Source organism: Stieleria mannarensis (assembly GCF_014154935.1).
Lineage (GTDB): Bacteria > Planctomycetota > Planctomycetia > Pirellulales > Pirellulaceae > Stieleria > Stieleria mannarensis.
In genome coordinates, this window is sequence record NZ_JACEHH010000013.1 from 24,585 (window position 1) to 40,519 (window position 15,935).

Annotated in this window: 13 protein-coding genes; 12 read left to right on the top strand and 1 reads right to left on the bottom strand. The window is 59.7% G+C overall.

Annotated features, from left to right (window positions below; genetic code table 11):
- Positions 1 to 658: 658 nt before the first annotated feature.
- From H1B37_RS10845 to H1B37_RS10880, 8 genes are all read left to right on the top strand, one after another.
- Complete coding sequence (locus tag H1B37_RS10845; protein ID WP_182866677.1) at positions 659 to 1,042, top strand: cupin domain-containing protein; 384 nt, start codon at positions 659 to 661, stop codon at positions 1,040 to 1,042.
- A gap of 125 nt (positions 1,043 to 1,167) precedes the next feature.
- Positions 1,168 to 3,429 (top strand): outer membrane protein assembly factor BamB family protein, encoded by a 2,262-nt coding sequence (locus H1B37_RS10850; protein ID WP_286177622.1) that lies wholly within the window; start codon positions 1,168 to 1,170, stop codon positions 3,427 to 3,429.
- A 129-nt stretch (positions 3,430 to 3,558) separates the two neighbouring features.
- Positions 3,559 to 5,895, top strand: coding sequence for an outer membrane protein assembly factor BamB family protein (locus H1B37_RS10855; protein WP_182866678.1), 2,337 nt, complete (start codon positions 3,559 to 3,561; stop codon positions 5,893 to 5,895).
- Positions 5,892 to 6,269 (top strand): response regulator, encoded by a 378-nt coding sequence (locus H1B37_RS10860; protein ID WP_182866679.1) that lies wholly within the window; start codon positions 5,892 to 5,894, stop codon positions 6,267 to 6,269. The genes H1B37_RS10855 and H1B37_RS10860 overlap by 4 nt, the downstream gene beginning before the upstream one ends.
- Positions 6,266 to 6,799, top strand: coding sequence for a DMT family transporter (locus H1B37_RS10865; RefSeq protein WP_182866680.1), 534 nt, complete (start codon positions 6,266 to 6,268; stop codon positions 6,797 to 6,799). The genes H1B37_RS10860 and H1B37_RS10865 overlap by 4 nt, the downstream gene beginning before the upstream one ends.
- A 154-nt stretch (positions 6,800 to 6,953) precedes the next feature.
- The gene (locus H1B37_RS10870) at positions 6,954 to 7,532 is read left to right on the top strand and encodes an RNA polymerase sigma factor (protein WP_182866681.1); all 579 of its coding nucleotides are present in this window, start codon (positions 6,954 to 6,956) and stop codon (positions 7,530 to 7,532) included.
- A complete protein-coding gene (locus H1B37_RS10875; RefSeq protein WP_182866682.1) occupies positions 7,532 to 8,860 on the top strand; it encodes a protein kinase family protein in 1,329 nt (442 codons plus the stop codon). The genes H1B37_RS10870 and H1B37_RS10875 overlap by 1 nt, the downstream gene beginning before the upstream one ends.
- A gap of 112 nt (positions 8,861 to 8,972) precedes the next feature.
- Positions 8,973 to 9,713 (top strand): class I SAM-dependent methyltransferase, encoded by a 741-nt coding sequence (locus H1B37_RS10880; protein ID WP_182866683.1) that lies wholly within the window; start codon positions 8,973 to 8,975, stop codon positions 9,711 to 9,713.
- On the opposite strand, the gene H1B37_RS10885 is transcribed toward H1B37_RS10880, so the two are convergent.
- Positions 9,680 to 11,125: a TonB-dependent receptor gene (locus H1B37_RS10885; RefSeq protein ID WP_182866684.1), complete on the bottom strand. Its 1,446-nt coding sequence runs from the start codon at positions 11,123 to 11,125 to the stop codon at positions 9,680 to 9,682. The two genes, H1B37_RS10880 and H1B37_RS10885, sit on opposite strands and share 34 nt — an antisense overlap.
- Positions 11,126 to 11,200: 75 nt before the next feature.
- Here H1B37_RS10885 and H1B37_RS10890 point away from each other — a divergent pair, with 75 nt between their 5' ends.
- The 4 genes from H1B37_RS10890 (at position 11,201) to H1B37_RS10905 (ending at position 15,925) form a co-directional block, all read left to right on the top strand.
- Positions 11,201 to 11,356 carry a hypothetical protein gene (locus H1B37_RS10890; RefSeq protein WP_182866685.1) on the top strand — a complete coding sequence of 52 codons (156 nt, stop codon included), beginning with the start codon at positions 11,201 to 11,203 and terminating at the stop codon, positions 11,354 to 11,356.
- A 326-nt stretch (positions 11,357 to 11,682) separates the two neighbouring features.
- A complete protein-coding gene (locus H1B37_RS10895; RefSeq protein WP_147870724.1) occupies positions 11,683 to 12,303 on the top strand; it encodes a response regulator transcription factor in 621 nt (206 codons plus the stop codon).
- Between the two features lie 825 nt (positions 12,304 to 13,128).
- A complete protein-coding gene (locus H1B37_RS10900) occupies positions 13,129 to 15,090 on the top strand; it encodes a M48 family metallopeptidase (protein ID WP_220498153.1) in 1,962 nt (653 codons plus the stop codon).
- A 181-nt stretch (positions 15,091 to 15,271) separates the two neighbouring features.
- Positions 15,272 to 15,925 (top strand): hypothetical protein, encoded by a 654-nt coding sequence (locus tag H1B37_RS10905; RefSeq protein ID WP_182866687.1) that lies wholly within the window; start codon positions 15,272 to 15,274, stop codon positions 15,923 to 15,925.
- The last annotated feature ends 10 nt before the right edge of the window (positions 15,926 to 15,935 follow it).

The following is a 15,935-nucleotide window of genomic DNA, read 5'->3' on the forward strand; positions in this document are numbered from 1 at the left end:
CGACTTCGTTCAGCTCGATGGCAATTTGTCGTGGTGGAACAACGCCTTGCCAGTTCATCGGCAACTCGAAATCGCACCCCAAAATCGCTTTCCAAATCCCCCGATACGTCCTGTGCATCGGGGAATTCTGGGTCGATCGTTCGCCGGCGTGTCTGTCCGTGTTCGGGACAAACTGTCAGCTCGGATCACTAACCGTATCGGACCGCTTGCTGTCGGAGATTACTGTTCCGCCCCATTTTCGCCAGCTTGCGAAGCTTTGACGGTTGGGCAGTTTTCTCGCGATCTCGGGGGTGGGGGCGATCCCCGGATTAGTCGCGTGGAACAATCCGCGTGGACGCTATAGACTACCATTTCGCGTCCGCGCGAGGCGTCTGCGTTCCACTCGCCAGGGCGGTCGCCGCCCGGCTGCACGTGGCTGCCACACCATGTATTCCCCGAATTGAACGCCATCACCGATGTCTGTTTGACGGTGACAAGATGTCGCAGTTTGGCGGAGCGGGGCTCGAAAATTCAATTGTCATGGGGGAGCGACTGGAATCACGTGCAGGAAACTTGACGTGGATTTGTCGTTCCCTTCCCCCCAATCAGTCCGGTTTTGTGAGGAGAGCGTCGTGCCCCCTGCCAAACGGACATTCGCCGGCGTTGGAGACGGCAGCTGATGACCGAACGAGTGCCCGCCGAACAGATTTCCGCTGTTGAAGGCCCCGCAATTGTCGATTTGGCAGCGTTGCCGGGCGTGGAATGCCCCTGTGGCATCGCGCGGCGTGGATTTGCCCAACGCGACGATTTTCCCGGGACAATTCATCTAACGCGAATCGATCGATCGGCCCAAACGCATTACCATACCGAACACACCGAGGTGTACGTCGTATTGGAGTGTGATGACGATGCGGCGATCGAATTGAACGGCGAATTGCATCCGGTCAAACCAAAAACCTCGATCCTGATTCCCCCCGGCACGCGCCATCGTGCGGTGGGATGCATGGAAGTGCTGATCGTTTGCCTGCCAAAATTTGATCCCGCCGACGAGCACTTTGACTGACGGCATTTCACCTGACGAGCAGCCCATTACTCGGTCCGCCCAGTTAAGCTGTCTGTCCAGTTAAACTAACGAATGACGAGACTCACGTGCGTTGTCCAACCTCCCTCCTGCAACTTTCCCTCCCTATGACGCGATCAATCTTTCATTGCAGCCGTCGATTCAACGCGACGCTGAGCTTTCTTTTGATGGTGCCGATGCTGTGGCTCGGCGTTTCGGCCGCTGCAGCCGACTGGCCGTACTGGCGTGGTCCGAACATGGACGGGACGGCCGAAGCGACCGGTTTGCCCGATGACTGGGACGCCAAGGGCGGCGAGGGCAGCCATTTGCTGTGGAAACGCGACGACATCGGCAGTTTCTGCACGCCGGTGGTGATGGATGGTCGTTTGTACTCCATCCAGCGTCATTTGCCCGACACCGAGCGTGAGGGCGAAAAAGTCGTCTGCTTGGACGCCAAGACCGGCGAGACGATTTGGGAGAACAGTTACAACGTCTGGCTGTCCGACGTCCCGGGAGAACGCGTCGGTTGGACCAGTGTCGTCGCCGATCCCGATTCCGGCAACGTCTATGTGCTGGGGGCCTGTGACATCTTTCAGTGCATGGACGGAAAAACGGGCGAAACGCTGTGGAAGGTCCCGTTGCACGAACAGTTCGGCATGCTCAGCACCTATGGCGGGCGGACGAATTTCCCGATCGTCCACGAGGACTTGGTGATCATCAGCGGGATCATCATCAACTGGGGCGAGTACGCCAAACCCAACCACCGCATGCTGGCCCTGGACAAGCTGACCGGCGAATTTGTCTGGTTCAGTGGAACCCGCGACCTGCCCTACGACACCTCGTATTCCGCCCCCAGCATCGCCACCATCGACGGCCAACGCCAATTGATCATGGGATTCGGCGACGGTCAGGTTTGGGGGATTCAACCCCGCACCGGAAAGCAGCTGTGGAAGTATGAATTGTCAATGCGAGGCTTGTTTGCCGCACCGTTGGTGGTCGGAGACAAAGTGTTTTGCAGCCACAACGAAGAGAACGTCGGCGAGTTGGCCAACGTGATGGGAGCCGTCGCGGGTCTGAAGATCTCCGGCACCGGTGACCAAACCCAAGCCACCGAACTGTGGAAACAAATCGAAGTCGTCGCGGGGTTCAGCGAACCGGTGCTGGTCGACGGCCGTTTGTACCTGGTCGATGACCGCTGCAAGATGTGGATCTTTGACGCTGAAACCGGCGAAGCGATCGTCGAACAAGAACGCTTTGCCGACAGCCGCCAGAAATCGGCCCTGTTGTACGCCGACGGCAAGATTTACGTGACGACCGAAAATGGCCGCTGGTCGATCGTCAAACCGACCGAGGACGGGTTCGAAGTGGTCAACGACGGACGGCTCCGCAGCGAAGGCTTTGTCGCTTCGCCGATCGTCGCCGACGGACGGCTGTATTTCCAAGGCACGCGCAATCTGTACTGCATCAGCAACGAATCGGCCCAACAGACCGACCAGCGGATCAGCGACGCCTATGGAGAGGAGACGCCGGTCGCCGAGGACACCGAGATCGCACAGGTCCAAATCGTGCCGACCGAAGCCGTGATCCGCCCCGGCGAAACGATCCAGTACAAAGTGAATGTCTTCAACGCGATCGGCCAAAAGCTGGAAACCCCCGAGGGAGTCACCTTTCGCGTCGAAGGCGATGCGGCGTCGGTCGACGGCAACACGTTGACCGCGGCGTCCGATGCGGCACACACCGGTGTGCAAGTCGTCGCGCAACTGGGAGAGGCCGTGGGAACCGCACGCGTGCGGATCATCCCGCTGCTGCCCTGGAAATTCACCTTTGACGACCTCTCCGACCCCCCGTTGTCCTGGGTCGGCGCCCGCTATCGTCACGTGATCCGCGAAATCGACGGATCGCCGGCACTGACGAAAATCAGCACCATCCCCAAGGGGGCACGCAGCCGTGCCTGGATGGGGCCGAGCGATTTGGCGGAGTACACGATTTCGGCCGACGTTCGCGGCGCCCGAGCGCTCGGGGCGCTTCCGGACATCGGGTTGACGGCACACGGTTATGTGCTCGACTTAATGGGCGAGGCTCAACAGGTTCAAATTCGAACCTGGGCGGCGTCGGAGGAACGGTCCTCGGGAGTCGCGGAGTTTCCCTGGTCGGAAGACCAGTGGTATCGCATGAAGTTGCGTGTCGACTTGGAAAGCCAAGACCCCGCTCAGGTCGCCGTGATCCGCGGCAAGGTTTGGCCCCGCGACCAGCAGGAACCCAAGGAGTGGACGCTGACGGTTCGGGACGAATCGCCCAACTTGAATGCCAGCCCTGGTCTGTACGGCAACGCCAAGGTCGCAGAGATTTATCTGGACAATATCGAAGTCGTTGAAAACAGCGACGAGTGATCACCACGATCGTCCAGCTGAAAGTCACACGGCTGATGGAATTGATTCATGAGTCGTGTCACCTAGAATTGGTTTTCCCTCCGAATCGCTCTTTCCCACCCCACACTTCGGTCGACTGACCCCATCGCAATGCGAAAACAAGAACTCTCGGCGTTCTCGATGATTTTGGCTGCTTTCTGTCTCGGCACGCTCGCCACCGTGACGCTGAGCGGTTGCAAACCGCCGACCGCCGTGCCACGTGCCGCGGCAACCAGTAACACGTCGGGAAGCAACTCCACCGGCAGCAACACGACGGTGTCGGCCGGCTGGGCATCCAACACGACCGCCAACACCACCGTCGCGGCCGAAACGCCGGTCGCCGAGATCCCGATGCCGGCCGAACCGGAAACGCTGGAATTGCCGGCTGCTGAGCCCGTCGCCGAAACGCCGGCACCAGCCGAACCCGAAACGGCTGAAACTGAAACGGCTGAGCCGGCCGCCAGCGCGCCTGAGGCCAGCGAGCCCGCAGCCAGCGAGCCTGTCGCCAAGGTGGCTGCCAAACCGGCCGCCGATGCCGACGCGGGCAGCCGTTCGGACGCGACCACGTTGGTTGCCGAGTATTCCGACCCCAACGAAGTGATCGAGGCCGGAAAGGATTGGCCGCAGTGGGGCGGATCGCGGCTGCGAAACAACACCCCCGGCGTGACCGGGTTGCCGCAGACCTGGGACATCGGCAAGTTTGACCGTCGCACCGGAGAGTGGGACAAGACGGACGTGGAAAACATCGTCTGGTACGCCAATTTGGGCAGCCAAACGTACGGCAACCCCGTCGTCGCCGGTGGTCGCGTGTTCGTCGGGACCAACAACGGAGCCGGGCACCTGAAACGTTACCCGTCCAAGGTCGACTTGGGATGTTTGTTGGCGTTCAACGAAGCCGACGGAGAATTTTTGTGGCAACACAGCAGCGAAAAATTGATCACCGGCCGCGTCCACGATTGGCCGCTGCAGGGAATCTGCTGTGCCCCGTTGGTCGAGGGCGATCGGCTGTGGTTCGTCACCAGCCGTGGCGAAGTCCGTTGTCTGGACACCGAAGGGTTTTATGACAATGAAGACGACGGCCCGGTGAAGGATGAAGTGGCGTTCGTCGCCGAATTGATGCTCGCAAGTGACGAGGGCAAGGCGGCGGTGGCCGCGCTCGGCGAAGGCAAGCTTTCCGATGCCCTGGTCGAAGCACTCGCCACCGCCGGCGAAGAAGTCAGCGGCGACGTCAAAATCGAGTCCGTCAATGAAGGCGCCAGCTGGGTCGCAAGCGGCAACTTCGGCGGCGTCGATCGCACGTTTGAATTGAAAAAGGCCGGCCCGCGGTTGAGCGTGTTCAAAAAACTGGGCGTGTCGGACAAACGCGATGCCGACACGATCTGGATCTTCAACATGATGACCGAACTGGGCACCAGCCAACACAACATGTGCTCGTGCAGCGTGACCAGCTACGGCGATTACCTGTTCGTCAACACCAGCAACGGTTTGGACGAATCTCACCTGAACCTGCCGGCCCCGGACGCACCGACGTTCTTGTGCATGAACAAGAACACCGGCGAATTGCTGTGGCAAGACTCATCGCCGGGATCCAACATCCTGCACGGTCAATGGTCCAGCCCCACGGTTGCCGTGCTCGGTGGCGTCCCGCAAGTTCTGTTCTGTGGCGGTGACGGTTGGTTGTACAGCTTTAAAGCCGACGGGGGCGTCGATGGAAAACCCGAGTTGCTGTGGAAATTCGACTGCAATCCCAAAGAGTCCAAGTGGGTCATCGGCGGTGAAGGAACGCGAAACAATCTGATCGCGACCCCGGTTGTTTACAACGACCTGGTTTACATCGCTGTCGGCCAAGACCCGGAGCACGGTGAGGGCGAAGGTCACTTCTGGTGCATCGACCCCAACAAGCGTGGCAATGTGTCGCCGCAATTGGCGATGAAGGTCGAAGGTGACACGCGGACCGAGATTCCGCACAAACGGATTCAAGCCGTTGAACCGGAAAAGGGCGAAATCGCGGTCGACAACCCGAACTCGGCCGTGGTCTGGCACTACTCGCTGTCGGACAACAACGACGACGGCGAGATCGACTTTGAAGAGGAAATGCACCGCACGATCGGCACCTGTGCGATCAAAGACGACGTGATCTACGTCGCCGACTTCTCCGGATTGCTGCACTGCTTGGACGCCCGAGGCGAAAATGGCCAGGCCAAGGTCCACTTCACCTATGACATGTTCGCCCAAAGCTGGGGCAGCCCGCTGATCGCCGACGGCCACGTTTACGTCGGAGACGAAGACGGCGATGTCGCGATTTTCCAGTTCGGACCGCAGTACAACGAGCCGATCGAGGAGATCAACATGGGCAGCAGTGTTTACAGCACGCCGATCGCCGCGAATGGCCGGATCTACATCAGCACCAAAGACAAGTTGTTCGCCATCGAGAAGCAATCGAAATGACGAAGACTGTTGTCGACTGTGGCAATTGCGGTCCCGATTTTCATTCGATCCGTCAGTTCGTGACCTCCAATTTTGACGCCGTCGTGGTGCAATCGCACAACGCGGAGGAGACTCTGGAGTTGCTCCGCCGGCGCGACGTCGCGCTGGTGACCGTGAACCGAAAACTGGATCGCGATTATTCCGACGGCATGGAAGTTGTCAAAAAGATCAAGGCGGACCAGGAAGTCGGCCAGGTGCCGGTGATGTTGGTCACCAATTACGAAGAACATCAGCAGGCGGCGATGGAGGCCGGTTGCGTGCGTGGCTTCGGAAAACTCGCCTTGCGTGACCCCGGGACCGTCGAATTGCTTCAACCGTTTCTGGGTTCGTCTTGAACCACTCCACCACGTTCTTTTTGATCGCCATTTGCGTCGGCCTGTTGGCCGGCGGGCTGCTCGGGACACAGCCGAGTATCAATGGGTCACTCGGCAAGAGCGTCGCGCACCCTCTGCAAGCGTCGCTGATCTCGTTCGGCAGCGGGACGGCGATTCTGTTGGTGTTGACGTTGGCACTGGGCGGTTTTCCGCCGCAGTTTGTGGTGTCGCCGCGCAGTTTACCGTGGTGGATTTGGTTCGGCGGCGCGATCGGCGTGGTGATGGTGTCGACGTCGCTGTTGATCGTCCCGCGAATCGGGTCACTGCCCTGGTTTGCCGCCGTCATGACCGGCCAAACCGTCGCGGCGTTGTTGCTGGATCATTACGGGTTGCTCGGCAACCCTAGGACGCCGGTTTCCGCGTTGCGCGTCGGCGGAACGCTGTTGTTGGTGTTGGGCATCCTGGCGATCGTCGGTGCCAGGCGGCTGGAGTCGACGCAGGACACGGCGGTCGAGGTTTTGGAGACCAAGCAAGAGCACCAAGAGGAGTAGGTGTGACGCAGTGCCGTATCATTCTGCCCCGTATCATTCTGCCCCGTATCATTCTGCCACCCCTCTCCTGACTCCCACTGCCGTGCAGGACGCCATGACCGATTTGCCGCGATCGCATCGGCCGCGATAAACTTGAATCGGAGGCCCGATGCAGATGTCCGATGAACCACAACACGACGATACCGATTCGCCCGGCGAGCACCCCGAGGCCGCGTCTTTGGATCAGGTGTGGCAAAACTTCGGCGGCCAGCTGCGGCGCCGCGCCCGCACGCGTCTGCGGCAATACGGGTTGACCGGGCAAACCGAATCGATGGACATCTGCAACGAAGTGATGGTGGATCTGGCAAAACGCGCCGACGCCGAGTCACTAACGGCGGACGATGTGTTGTCGTACATCCTGCGCGCGATCGACAACGAGGTGGTCGATACGTTTCGAACCCTGGCTCGCCACTGCCGCGATTTCCGCCGCAACGAAGCGACGCCGGTCGAGGACATCAAACTGCGTGGGGGGCAAACGTCGCCCAGCCAAATCGCGTTGCGGAAAGAGGTGGCCGATCGGGTGCGGTCGATTCTTGGCGATCGCGATGCACTCGCCCTGGACATGATGTTGCAGAACCACGATTGGAACGAAATCGGCCAACGGTTGGGGATCAAACCCGACACAGCGCGAATGCGGGTGCGTCGGGCACTCGATCGCGCCCGCGACGAAATCGGTTTGCCGGGGTCGCAGTGATGGGCGAGTTCACGCCCTCGTCTTCGTCCGACTATGAAGACCGCGATCAACCGCCGGAGGGTGCCGCGATCGATGAGTTGATCGGGTGGTTGCAGCGCCGGCGCGAATTGCATCCGGTCGCGCCGCTGGCCAGCTTGGTCGACCTGACCTCGTTGCCCGCCAGTGGGCTGGTGGAATTGGCCGCGGTCGACTTGATCGGTCAACGTCGTCGCGGCCGGGACGTGGTTGCGGAGGATTACCTGGAACAGTTTCCAAGGCTTGCCGACGGTGAGAACGATCTCCTAGACCTGATCGACGCCGAGCTGTGTGTTCGCCGCGAACTGGACGAGCGTTGCGATGCCGAGTTTTTCATCGAACGTTTCCCCGAGTTGGCCGATCCGATTCGCCAGCTGATTCACTTGGAGTTTCGCCCCACCGAGGTTCCTCAAGGCTCCACCACCGACGCGCCCGGCGATAGTCTTCAATGGGATTGCTCGGTCGCCCAGCGGCAGATGACCATCGCCGGGGCGCCGGCCGGCGGTGGTCGGGATGATGAAGCGATTGGCCAAGACGATTCGATCGATGTGCCGATCCCGATCAAGCCGCCCGAGTGGATGGTCGGAGCCCGCTGTATCGCGACGATGCAGTTGCCGCGTGGGCGCTGTTGGTTGGTCAAGGGACGCGATACGCAGCACAGTGACACGGTGGCCATGAAGATCATCCCGCTGCCGGCGACGCTGGAGCGTTTGCAGCGAACGCGTATTCTGGATCTCTGTGAAGCAACCAGCAACGTGACACATCCCGCCTGGGTCGCACCGCGGATCGCGGCCATTAACAACGGCCACCTGGCCGTGGTCCGGCCTTGGGTGTTCGGTAATCCATTCGGACAGGACGCTTCGGGATCGGATGCGAACCAACGGTTTTCGATGCTGGTGCGTGTGGCGTTTGCACTCGCGGCCGCACACCGCGTGGGGGCCACACATGGCAGTGTGACGATCAACAATCTGGTCGTTGATCACCGATCGCAGATCAACCTGATCGATGCCGCGTCGGGGGGCGCCGCCTGGTCGGAATCCTCGGCGGTGTGGGATAGCGACCTATCGCAGACGCTTGCCGGTCGCATTCGTTGCGACACCGTTGGATTGGTCTCGATGATCGCAACGCAGTGTTTCCAGGGACATGATCGGAATGCATCGCGTTGGATCCAACGGATCACCGATGGCATCGAACTGCGTGAAACCGATGCGTGTGCGAGGGTCGGGGAGTCGCTGCAGCGGCTGATCGATGAACCGCCGGAGGAGCGGCGTGGCGCGGGGGCTTGGTGGCGAAAACCGTTTCGTCGCGAGTGATGTGGGCAAAACGATGGGGGCAAAACGATGGGGGCAAAACGATGGGGGCAAAACGATGGGGGCAAAACGATGGGGGCAGAATGATACGGGGCAGAATGATGGAGGGGGCAGAATGGTACAGATCTATGACCCGAATTTTGTTCGTCAGCTGTTCGATGAGATGTCGGCGACCTACGGGATCGTCAATCTGATCTCGTCTTTCGGTTTTTGTCGTCGTTGGCGGCGGCAGTGCATCGAGCAGTTGTCGTATCGCGAATCATTGACCGTGGTCGACTTGATGACCGGCATGGGCGAGCTTTGCCCGGCGATCGCCAAACGGATCGGTCCAGGGGGCAAGATCATCGCGGTCGACAATTCTCCGGTCATGTGTCGCAAGGCTTGGCAGAACCACGACGGGCGACTGGGGTGCGAATTGGACATTCGCGAAGAAGACGCACTGGGCAGCGAGATTCCTGACGCATCGGCCGATCGAGTCGTCTGTTCGTTCGGGCTGAAGACGTTTTCACTCGATCAGACGGTTGCCTTGGCACACGAAGTCCATCGCATCCTGAAACCCGGCGGCTCGTATTCCTTCATCGAGATCTCGGTGCCGCCCGCTCGCTGGCTTCGCGTTCCCTACCTGTTTTACTTGCACCAGTTGATCCCCATCATCGGGCGGATCTTGATGGGCAATCCCGACAACTATCGCATGCTGGGGGTCTACACCGTCGCCTTTGGCGATTGTCACACCGCGGTCGCGGCGTTCCGACAGGCCGGACTCGATCCCAGCCGGCGATCCTATTTCTTTGGTTGTGCGACCGGATTGGTCGGGGCGAAACCTCAGACGCCTTCCAACGCCTCGCAGGGTTGGTAATCGAAGTAGCACCGGCGTTGGATCACTTCGGCGACGGCTTCGGGGACCATCGATTGCCAACCCGGGTCGCCGGATTTGATTTTTTCCAACACCTCTCTCGAACGGACTTTCAAGCAGGCCGGATCGTAATTTTGCACGTCGATGATGCCACCGCAGTCGCGCAGGTACGCGAACAGGTGTTGAAGTTGCGGATCGATTTTTAGGTTGTCACAGGTGATCAGTTCCCCGGATTCGGCATCCAGCATGGGGTAACAGTAGACCTGCAATCCGTTCTTGAACATTCGTCCGAAGGATTCCAGGATGCCTCCCGGAAGTCCGGTGTAATACTGTTCGTCGAACAATTCCAACAGGCTGCCGGCACCCATCGTGATCGCGATTTTTTCTTTGGTGTAGCGCGACAGGTAGGCGGCCAGTCGGTAGTACTGGAAGTAGTCGGAGATCATCACGGGCATTCCGCAAGCGGCCATCACGTCGGCTCGGGCCAGGAAGTCGCTCAGGTCGATCTCACCGGCGGCTTTCAAGTTGTTCATCGTCAGTTCCATCACCGGGACCACCTCCTTGCCGACGACGTTGGGGTGCTTGGAAAACTGCTGGCCGGCGCTGTGCAGCATGTCCAGGTTGACGTTGCAAACCGGACGAAAGCTTCCCCGTTCGACCAGGATGGCTTTGCGGTAAAAGAATTCCGACGGCTGCAGCACTTCTCCGTTGGCGGCGAACATGGCGGCGCCGCTGAGTCCCAATTCGACCAGTTTCAGACTCATCAGGCGATTGTCGACGTGTCGAAAGGCGATGCCCGAGAATTCGATCATGTCAATCTCGATCCGCGAGGTCGACAATCCGTCCAGCAGCGAGGCGACCAGCAATTCCGGCTCGTGGTGCAAAGCGAACGCGCCGTGGACCAGGTTGACGCCGACGATGCCGAGGGCTTCCTGTTGCAAGGCGGCTTCGTCATCGAGCATGCGAACATGGAGGATGATCTGGCTGTCTTCGTCTTGCGGGTGGGCTTGAAATTTGATGCCCATCCAACCGTGGCAAGCGTTGGTGCCGTGGTAGTTTCGCGCCGAAACGGTGTCGGCGAATGTAAAGAAGGTCGTCGTTTCGCCGCGAACGTCGCTCAACCGGTCCAGGTTCAATGTGTGTTCATAGTCCAACATGGCCTGCAACCGTTCGCGGCAGACGTAGCGTGCGGCGCGGCCGTAGATCGCGTCGCTGACCTTCATGTCATAAGCCGACATGCTCTTGGCGATCGTGCCGGCGCCGCCGCCGACACGGAAGAACCAACGCACCACCTCTTGGCCGGCACCGATTTCGGCGAAGGTGCCGTAGCGGCGGGGATCCAGGTTGACGTCGAGCGCCTTCTGGTGCGTGTCGAGTGGATCGGAATGCTGGAGCGGTTGACGGGGTCGGATCATCTGAGTTTTTCGCCGGTGGTGGGTCGCGTCGGGGACTATCGGGGGCGAGCGATATCGGACAGCTCGCGATAGAACATGGCTCGTGATTTGGGCGCGATCCATGCTGATTCCGGCGGCGTGAACCGATTCGGCGGCAATGAGGACAAACGGTCAGGATCGGTCGCCAATGGCCGAATCCGCAGGGGAATGTTGACTCCGACGTCGGCGATCGTCACGCGGATCGAGGAATGATTTCAGCCCCGAACAGACTCGGCTCAGTCGCGTTGTACGATGAACTGGCCTGTATTAATGTTCAGATTTCGACGAGAACCGAACCAGCGGGCGAATCGATCCCATGGGGGGCGGCACACGTTTTCCGCGGCTGAGTCGGCTGAATCCTGTCGAATCTCCCCCTCTACTGGCGCCGGCTGATTGAAAACTCTGTCAAAAAACTCGACACTGATGTCCACACGGCGTCGCCCACGGTGGTATACCGGTACCCTGCAGTTGGGAGTTGACGGGCGTTTCTTGGCGCCGTGTTCCGTTTTCCATCCGTCGTCTTGGGGTGAACGTATTCGATGTCTTGGCAGCAACAAGTGATCTTTGTCGTCGATGACGACGAGCGTGCCAGGGAATCGGTCTGTGCGTTGGTCAGTTCGATGGGGTTGGAGTCGATGGCCTTTGCATCGGCCGAAGACTTTCTGGCGTATTACACCAAGGACAAGCCGGGGTGCTTGGTCACCGACATCCGCATGCTGGGGATGAGCGGGTTGGAATTGCAGGCGGAACTGAGCGACATGGGGTCGTTGTTGCCGGTGATCGTTCTGACCGCATTTGCGACAACGCCGGTCACCGTCCAAGCGATCCAGCGTGGCGCGATCACGTTGTTGGACAAACCCTACGTCGACGATGATCTTTGGAACGCGATCCGCAAAGCGCTGGCCCAAGATGCACGCAAGCGGGTCGAAGAGGCGCATCGCCAAGCGATTCGGGAACGGATCAACGAATTGACGCCGTCCGAACGCACTGTGTTGTCCTATGTGGTGGCCGGCAAACCGAACAAGGTGATCGCCAATCGTCTGGACGTCAGCGTGCGAACGGTCGAAAACCGCCGCAGTGAGATCTATACCAAGTTGCAAGCCGAATCGGTGGTCGACTTGGTGCGGATGGTCATCGAAGCCGACATGCTGGATACCTAAACGATCGACCCCACCCGTTGCGGGTTCCCGCATCGCTTTTCGGTTTCTTCTCTAAAAACCAACGGCCTGTTGAGCAATACTCCGCCCATCGATGGAGTTATTGATTCACCGGAAGAATCTTGGTACGGAGGCTGGGGCTTCGATCACGGAAAGAATCCGCAGAACCAATGGGGCTCTTGGAGAATGTTCCGGCGGCAACGCCGGAACATTCCTCTGAGCCGCCACTTGATTCTCGAGCGAACAGGTCGCGACGCACTGAGCATGTGGGGATACCGCAGCATGTGGGGCGGACGGAGCACGCGGGGCAGGCGTTCTTGCCGCCGACGCGACAGGTTCAACGGATCGAACATGCTTGCGATCACAAGGTCAAGGCCGGCAAATCACTGAACTCTTGGGGCACGGGCTGTTAGGGGCACGGGCTGTTAGGGGCACGGGCTGTTAGGGGCACGGGCTGTTAGGGGCACGGGGCAAAGGCGGCGTCTTCGTCGGTGATCGCGACCAATCGATTCGGGGCAAGGATCGGGACTCGAACGAGTCGGGTCGCTCGCCGACAAGAGCCGCCTTTTTTTGCGCCCTGATGTGACCACAGGCCTTTGCGGCGTGCCCTCGCCACCCAATCCTTCGGAGCGTCACAACCCGAGTGACCCATATCAGCTGGGGAATCGACGAATCCATTCGGATTGCCGGCTGCGGGGACTCCTCGCGTCGTCCACTACCCTTTGCCTGACCCCGTTTCGGCGCCGGGCGTGTCGACGTTTAGCGAGCTAAAGTTCTGCTGGATCTGTCGAAAATTTTTTTGCTCCGGGCGATGTGATGCGCAATCTGATGTCTTGGGGATCGATGATGTTTTTCAGCATCATCGCTCAAATTCAAACCTTCTTGTTTTGTGGGCTCGCTTGCGGCTATGCGTTCGGCGTTTATGCGTACATCAATTTGATGCGCTATGAGTTCATCCCGGAGGAATTCAGGCAGGCATCGGGCCAGCAGGAGGTGCTGACCGGTGTGTACATCGAGCAATGGGACGCGGCTTATCAGGCGGCATGGGCTGGCGACGTGCGCGAAGTCGTGCAGCAGATGCCGATTGTCGGTTGGTACTTCCTGGTCGGCTTTGCGGTCGGGGCGGTCGTGTTTGTCATGATCGTCAACATTGCGACGATCTATCAATTGCGTCGTCTGGCGGCCGGCGCATCCAAGCTGGTCGATGACCTGGGCGCCGAACCGTTGCTGACGTTCTCCGATGCCGGACATCTGGACTTGGTTCCCAAGGTCGTGCATGACTTGGCGGTCCGCTTTAATGTTCCCGCGCCAGATCTGTACATCTTACCGGAGGAGGAAGGGATCAATGCGTTCATTGCCGGGCGGCGAAAAAGCGAATCCGTGCTGGTCGTCACGCACGGTTTACGGCATTTAAACGAGACGCAATTGCGAGGCGTGCTGGCGCATGAATTCGCGCACCTGTCCAGTGGCGATATGGTCCACAACATGCGATTGTTGGCGCTGGAGTTGGGTGTCAACAGCGTTCGTCATACCGCCGAATGGATGCTGCGAACGGGCTGGAACCTGTTGTTCGGCGGTTCGTCGAATCACCGCTCGGCGATGCGGACGATTCAGTGGGGTTGTTTGTTGCTGTTGTTCGGAATGATGATCTGGCCGATGGGATTGATCTCGTCGTGCGCCGGTGCGGTGGCGATGGCGATGAACAATCGACGGCGTGAATTGCGTGCCGATCGGTTGGCGGCAACGGTGCTTGGATCATCCGAGCCGATTGCCGAAGCGCTCAAACGTATCCTGGGGCACAACCGTAGTGGCAGGATTGCCGGAGCGGAATCGCGCAAGCTGGGGCACTTGATGTTCTCGCAAGCATCCGGCGGATCGGGCGGACTGTTCGGTTCACATCCCGCGATGGGAAAACGCATCCGGCTGGTCGATCGTTCCTGGGATGGAGTCCCGACCTATGAAAACAACGACGCACACGCATTTGATCCTTCACAATTGGTCGATCTGGATCAGGTCGAATCGGCGTTGGCCGCTGTCGATGCGGCAAAGGTGGACTTGTATCGCGATCCGAAAGCCTTGCTGGTTACGATTCCATCCTTGTTGTTGTACGAACCAGAGTTGCGTTCTCTGATGAAAAAACTGCCAGACCAGTCGGCGGCCGAGTCGACCGAGATGTTGTGGCAGTGCATCGGTGATGTGGACGCGACCGAGCGATTCGCGTTGACGGAACTGGCCTTTTCGACCGCACTCGGTACCGAAGACGCGTCGGTGATCGGAATGCTTCAAACGATCAATGGGGCCTTGCCCGAGGACGCCTGGACCGCGTGGTTCTGGACCCAGGTCTTCGTCGATGCGATCGTCGACGACCAGGTGCCTGCCCGTGTGACGATGAACGACTGTCGCGGATGCACCGAGGAACTAGCCGAGATCTTCTCTTTGGCGGTCTGCTTCGATTCCGGTTCCCCATCGGCCGTGAACATGCGGGAACTGCGATTCCAACGACTGTGGATGGCCACGGGCCTTGAGTCAGTCGAGTTTCTCCCCGGGGACCAGATCTGTCGCGAGCTGCTGGTCGATGCGGTGGAAACGCTTTCGCATTTGCCCAAGACCAAACTGAAGGTTTTGATCAAATGCCTGGTGGACAGTTTCCAGTCCGGCGACGGTGTCAACGTCGATCAGGCGGCCTACCTTCGCTACTTGGCGGCACGCTGGGACGTCGCCACGCCCCAGGCTCCGGTCGCGATGATCTCGCACTCGGCCGGCCCGGTGCGACTGTCCTTCACGCGTTGACCGCCGGCTGTGGAACCGTTCCGGGGAAGAGCGGTTCAGGAAACCGGTGCCAGAGTCTGTTTTTCTGGCATTCATCGCGCCGCCGAGCGGTCGCGGATCCCACGCCTTGAAAAACCTTTAGTACAACGTAGGGCGATTCTTGACGCTCCTCTTTTCCCCAATCATTTTCGAAGGCAGTTTTATGTCAGAGACTCCCCAGGCATCGGCCGGAACCCAGGATGAATCCTCGCCCCGCAGCGACTCCGGCGGCGGCGGCGCTCGAAAAATCGTGCTGTACGGTTTGCTGGGATTGATGGTCGCCGCACTTGCGTACGACTACTTGGTGGCCCGGCCGGCGGTCAACACCGCTTACGATCAGATCGCCGAAGCCAGCATGGCGGCCAATCGCAAAGGAGCCGGATTTCTGTCCAATGAACAGGTTCGAGAGCTGATCGGGAAACAACCGGTTGAGACGTTCAATGATGGCCGCTACACCGTCGAAGTGTTTCATTGGCCGGGTGGGCTGATCGTCAAACCGCACAAGCTGTACGCGGTGTACATGAAAAACGGGGACGGTTTGATGTTCAACCGTCACGCAAAATTCGTTTACGAAGCGGCCGACATCGTGACTCCCGATCGTCCGATCGCGTCGGCACCGGATGATGAACCCCCGGCATCGTACGACGAGGAGGAGATGGCCGGCGGTGGCGGTGGCGGCGGTGGCGGCGGTCGGCCGGAATCCGAGGGTGACGCCGAGAACGGTTCGGGCGATGAAGAAGCGGACAACACAGCGTCCGAAGCCGCCAGCGGCCAGCCGCCAGCGCGTCCCGAGCCGGAAGACGAAACCAAGGAATGAATCGCTAGTG

Excerpts from the sequence above, each read along its gene's own strand:
- H1B37_RS10870 (WP_182866681.1), top strand. The coding sequence starts at position 6,954 with ATGTCCGATGAACCACAACACGACGATACCGATTCGCCCGGCGAGCAC.
- H1B37_RS10880 (WP_182866683.1), top strand. The coding sequence starts at position 8,973 with ATGGTACAGATCTATGACCCGAATTTTGTTCGTCAGCTGTTCGATGAG.
- H1B37_RS10855 (WP_182866678.1), top strand. The coding sequence starts at position 3,559 with ATGCGAAAACAAGAACTCTCGGCGTTCTCGATGATTTTGGCTGCTTTC.
- H1B37_RS10850 (WP_286177622.1), top strand. The coding sequence starts at position 1,168 with ATGACGCGATCAATCTTTCATTGCAGCCGTCGATTCAACGCGACGCTG.
- H1B37_RS10895 (WP_147870724.1), top strand. The coding sequence starts at position 11,683 with ATGTCTTGGCAGCAACAAGTGATCTTTGTCGTCGATGACGACGAGCGT.
- H1B37_RS10890 (WP_182866685.1), top strand. The coding sequence starts at position 11,201 with ATGGCTCGTGATTTGGGCGCGATCCATGCTGATTCCGGCGGCGTGAAC.
- H1B37_RS10875 (WP_182866682.1), top strand. The coding sequence starts at position 7,532 with ATGGGCGAGTTCACGCCCTCGTCTTCGTCCGACTATGAAGACCGCGAT.
- H1B37_RS10905 (WP_182866687.1), top strand. The coding sequence starts at position 15,272 with ATGTCAGAGACTCCCCAGGCATCGGCCGGAACCCAGGATGAATCCTCG.
- H1B37_RS10885 (WP_182866684.1), bottom strand. The coding sequence starts at position 11,125 with ATGATCCGACCCCGTCAACCGCTCCAGCATTCCGATCCACTCGACACG.
- H1B37_RS10845 (WP_182866677.1), top strand. The coding sequence starts at position 659 with ATGACCGAACGAGTGCCCGCCGAACAGATTTCCGCTGTTGAAGGCCCC.
- H1B37_RS10900 (WP_220498153.1), top strand. The coding sequence starts at position 13,129 with ATGTCTTGGGGATCGATGATGTTTTTCAGCATCATCGCTCAAATTCAA.
- H1B37_RS10860 (WP_182866679.1), top strand. The coding sequence starts at position 5,892 with ATGACGAAGACTGTTGTCGACTGTGGCAATTGCGGTCCCGATTTTCAT.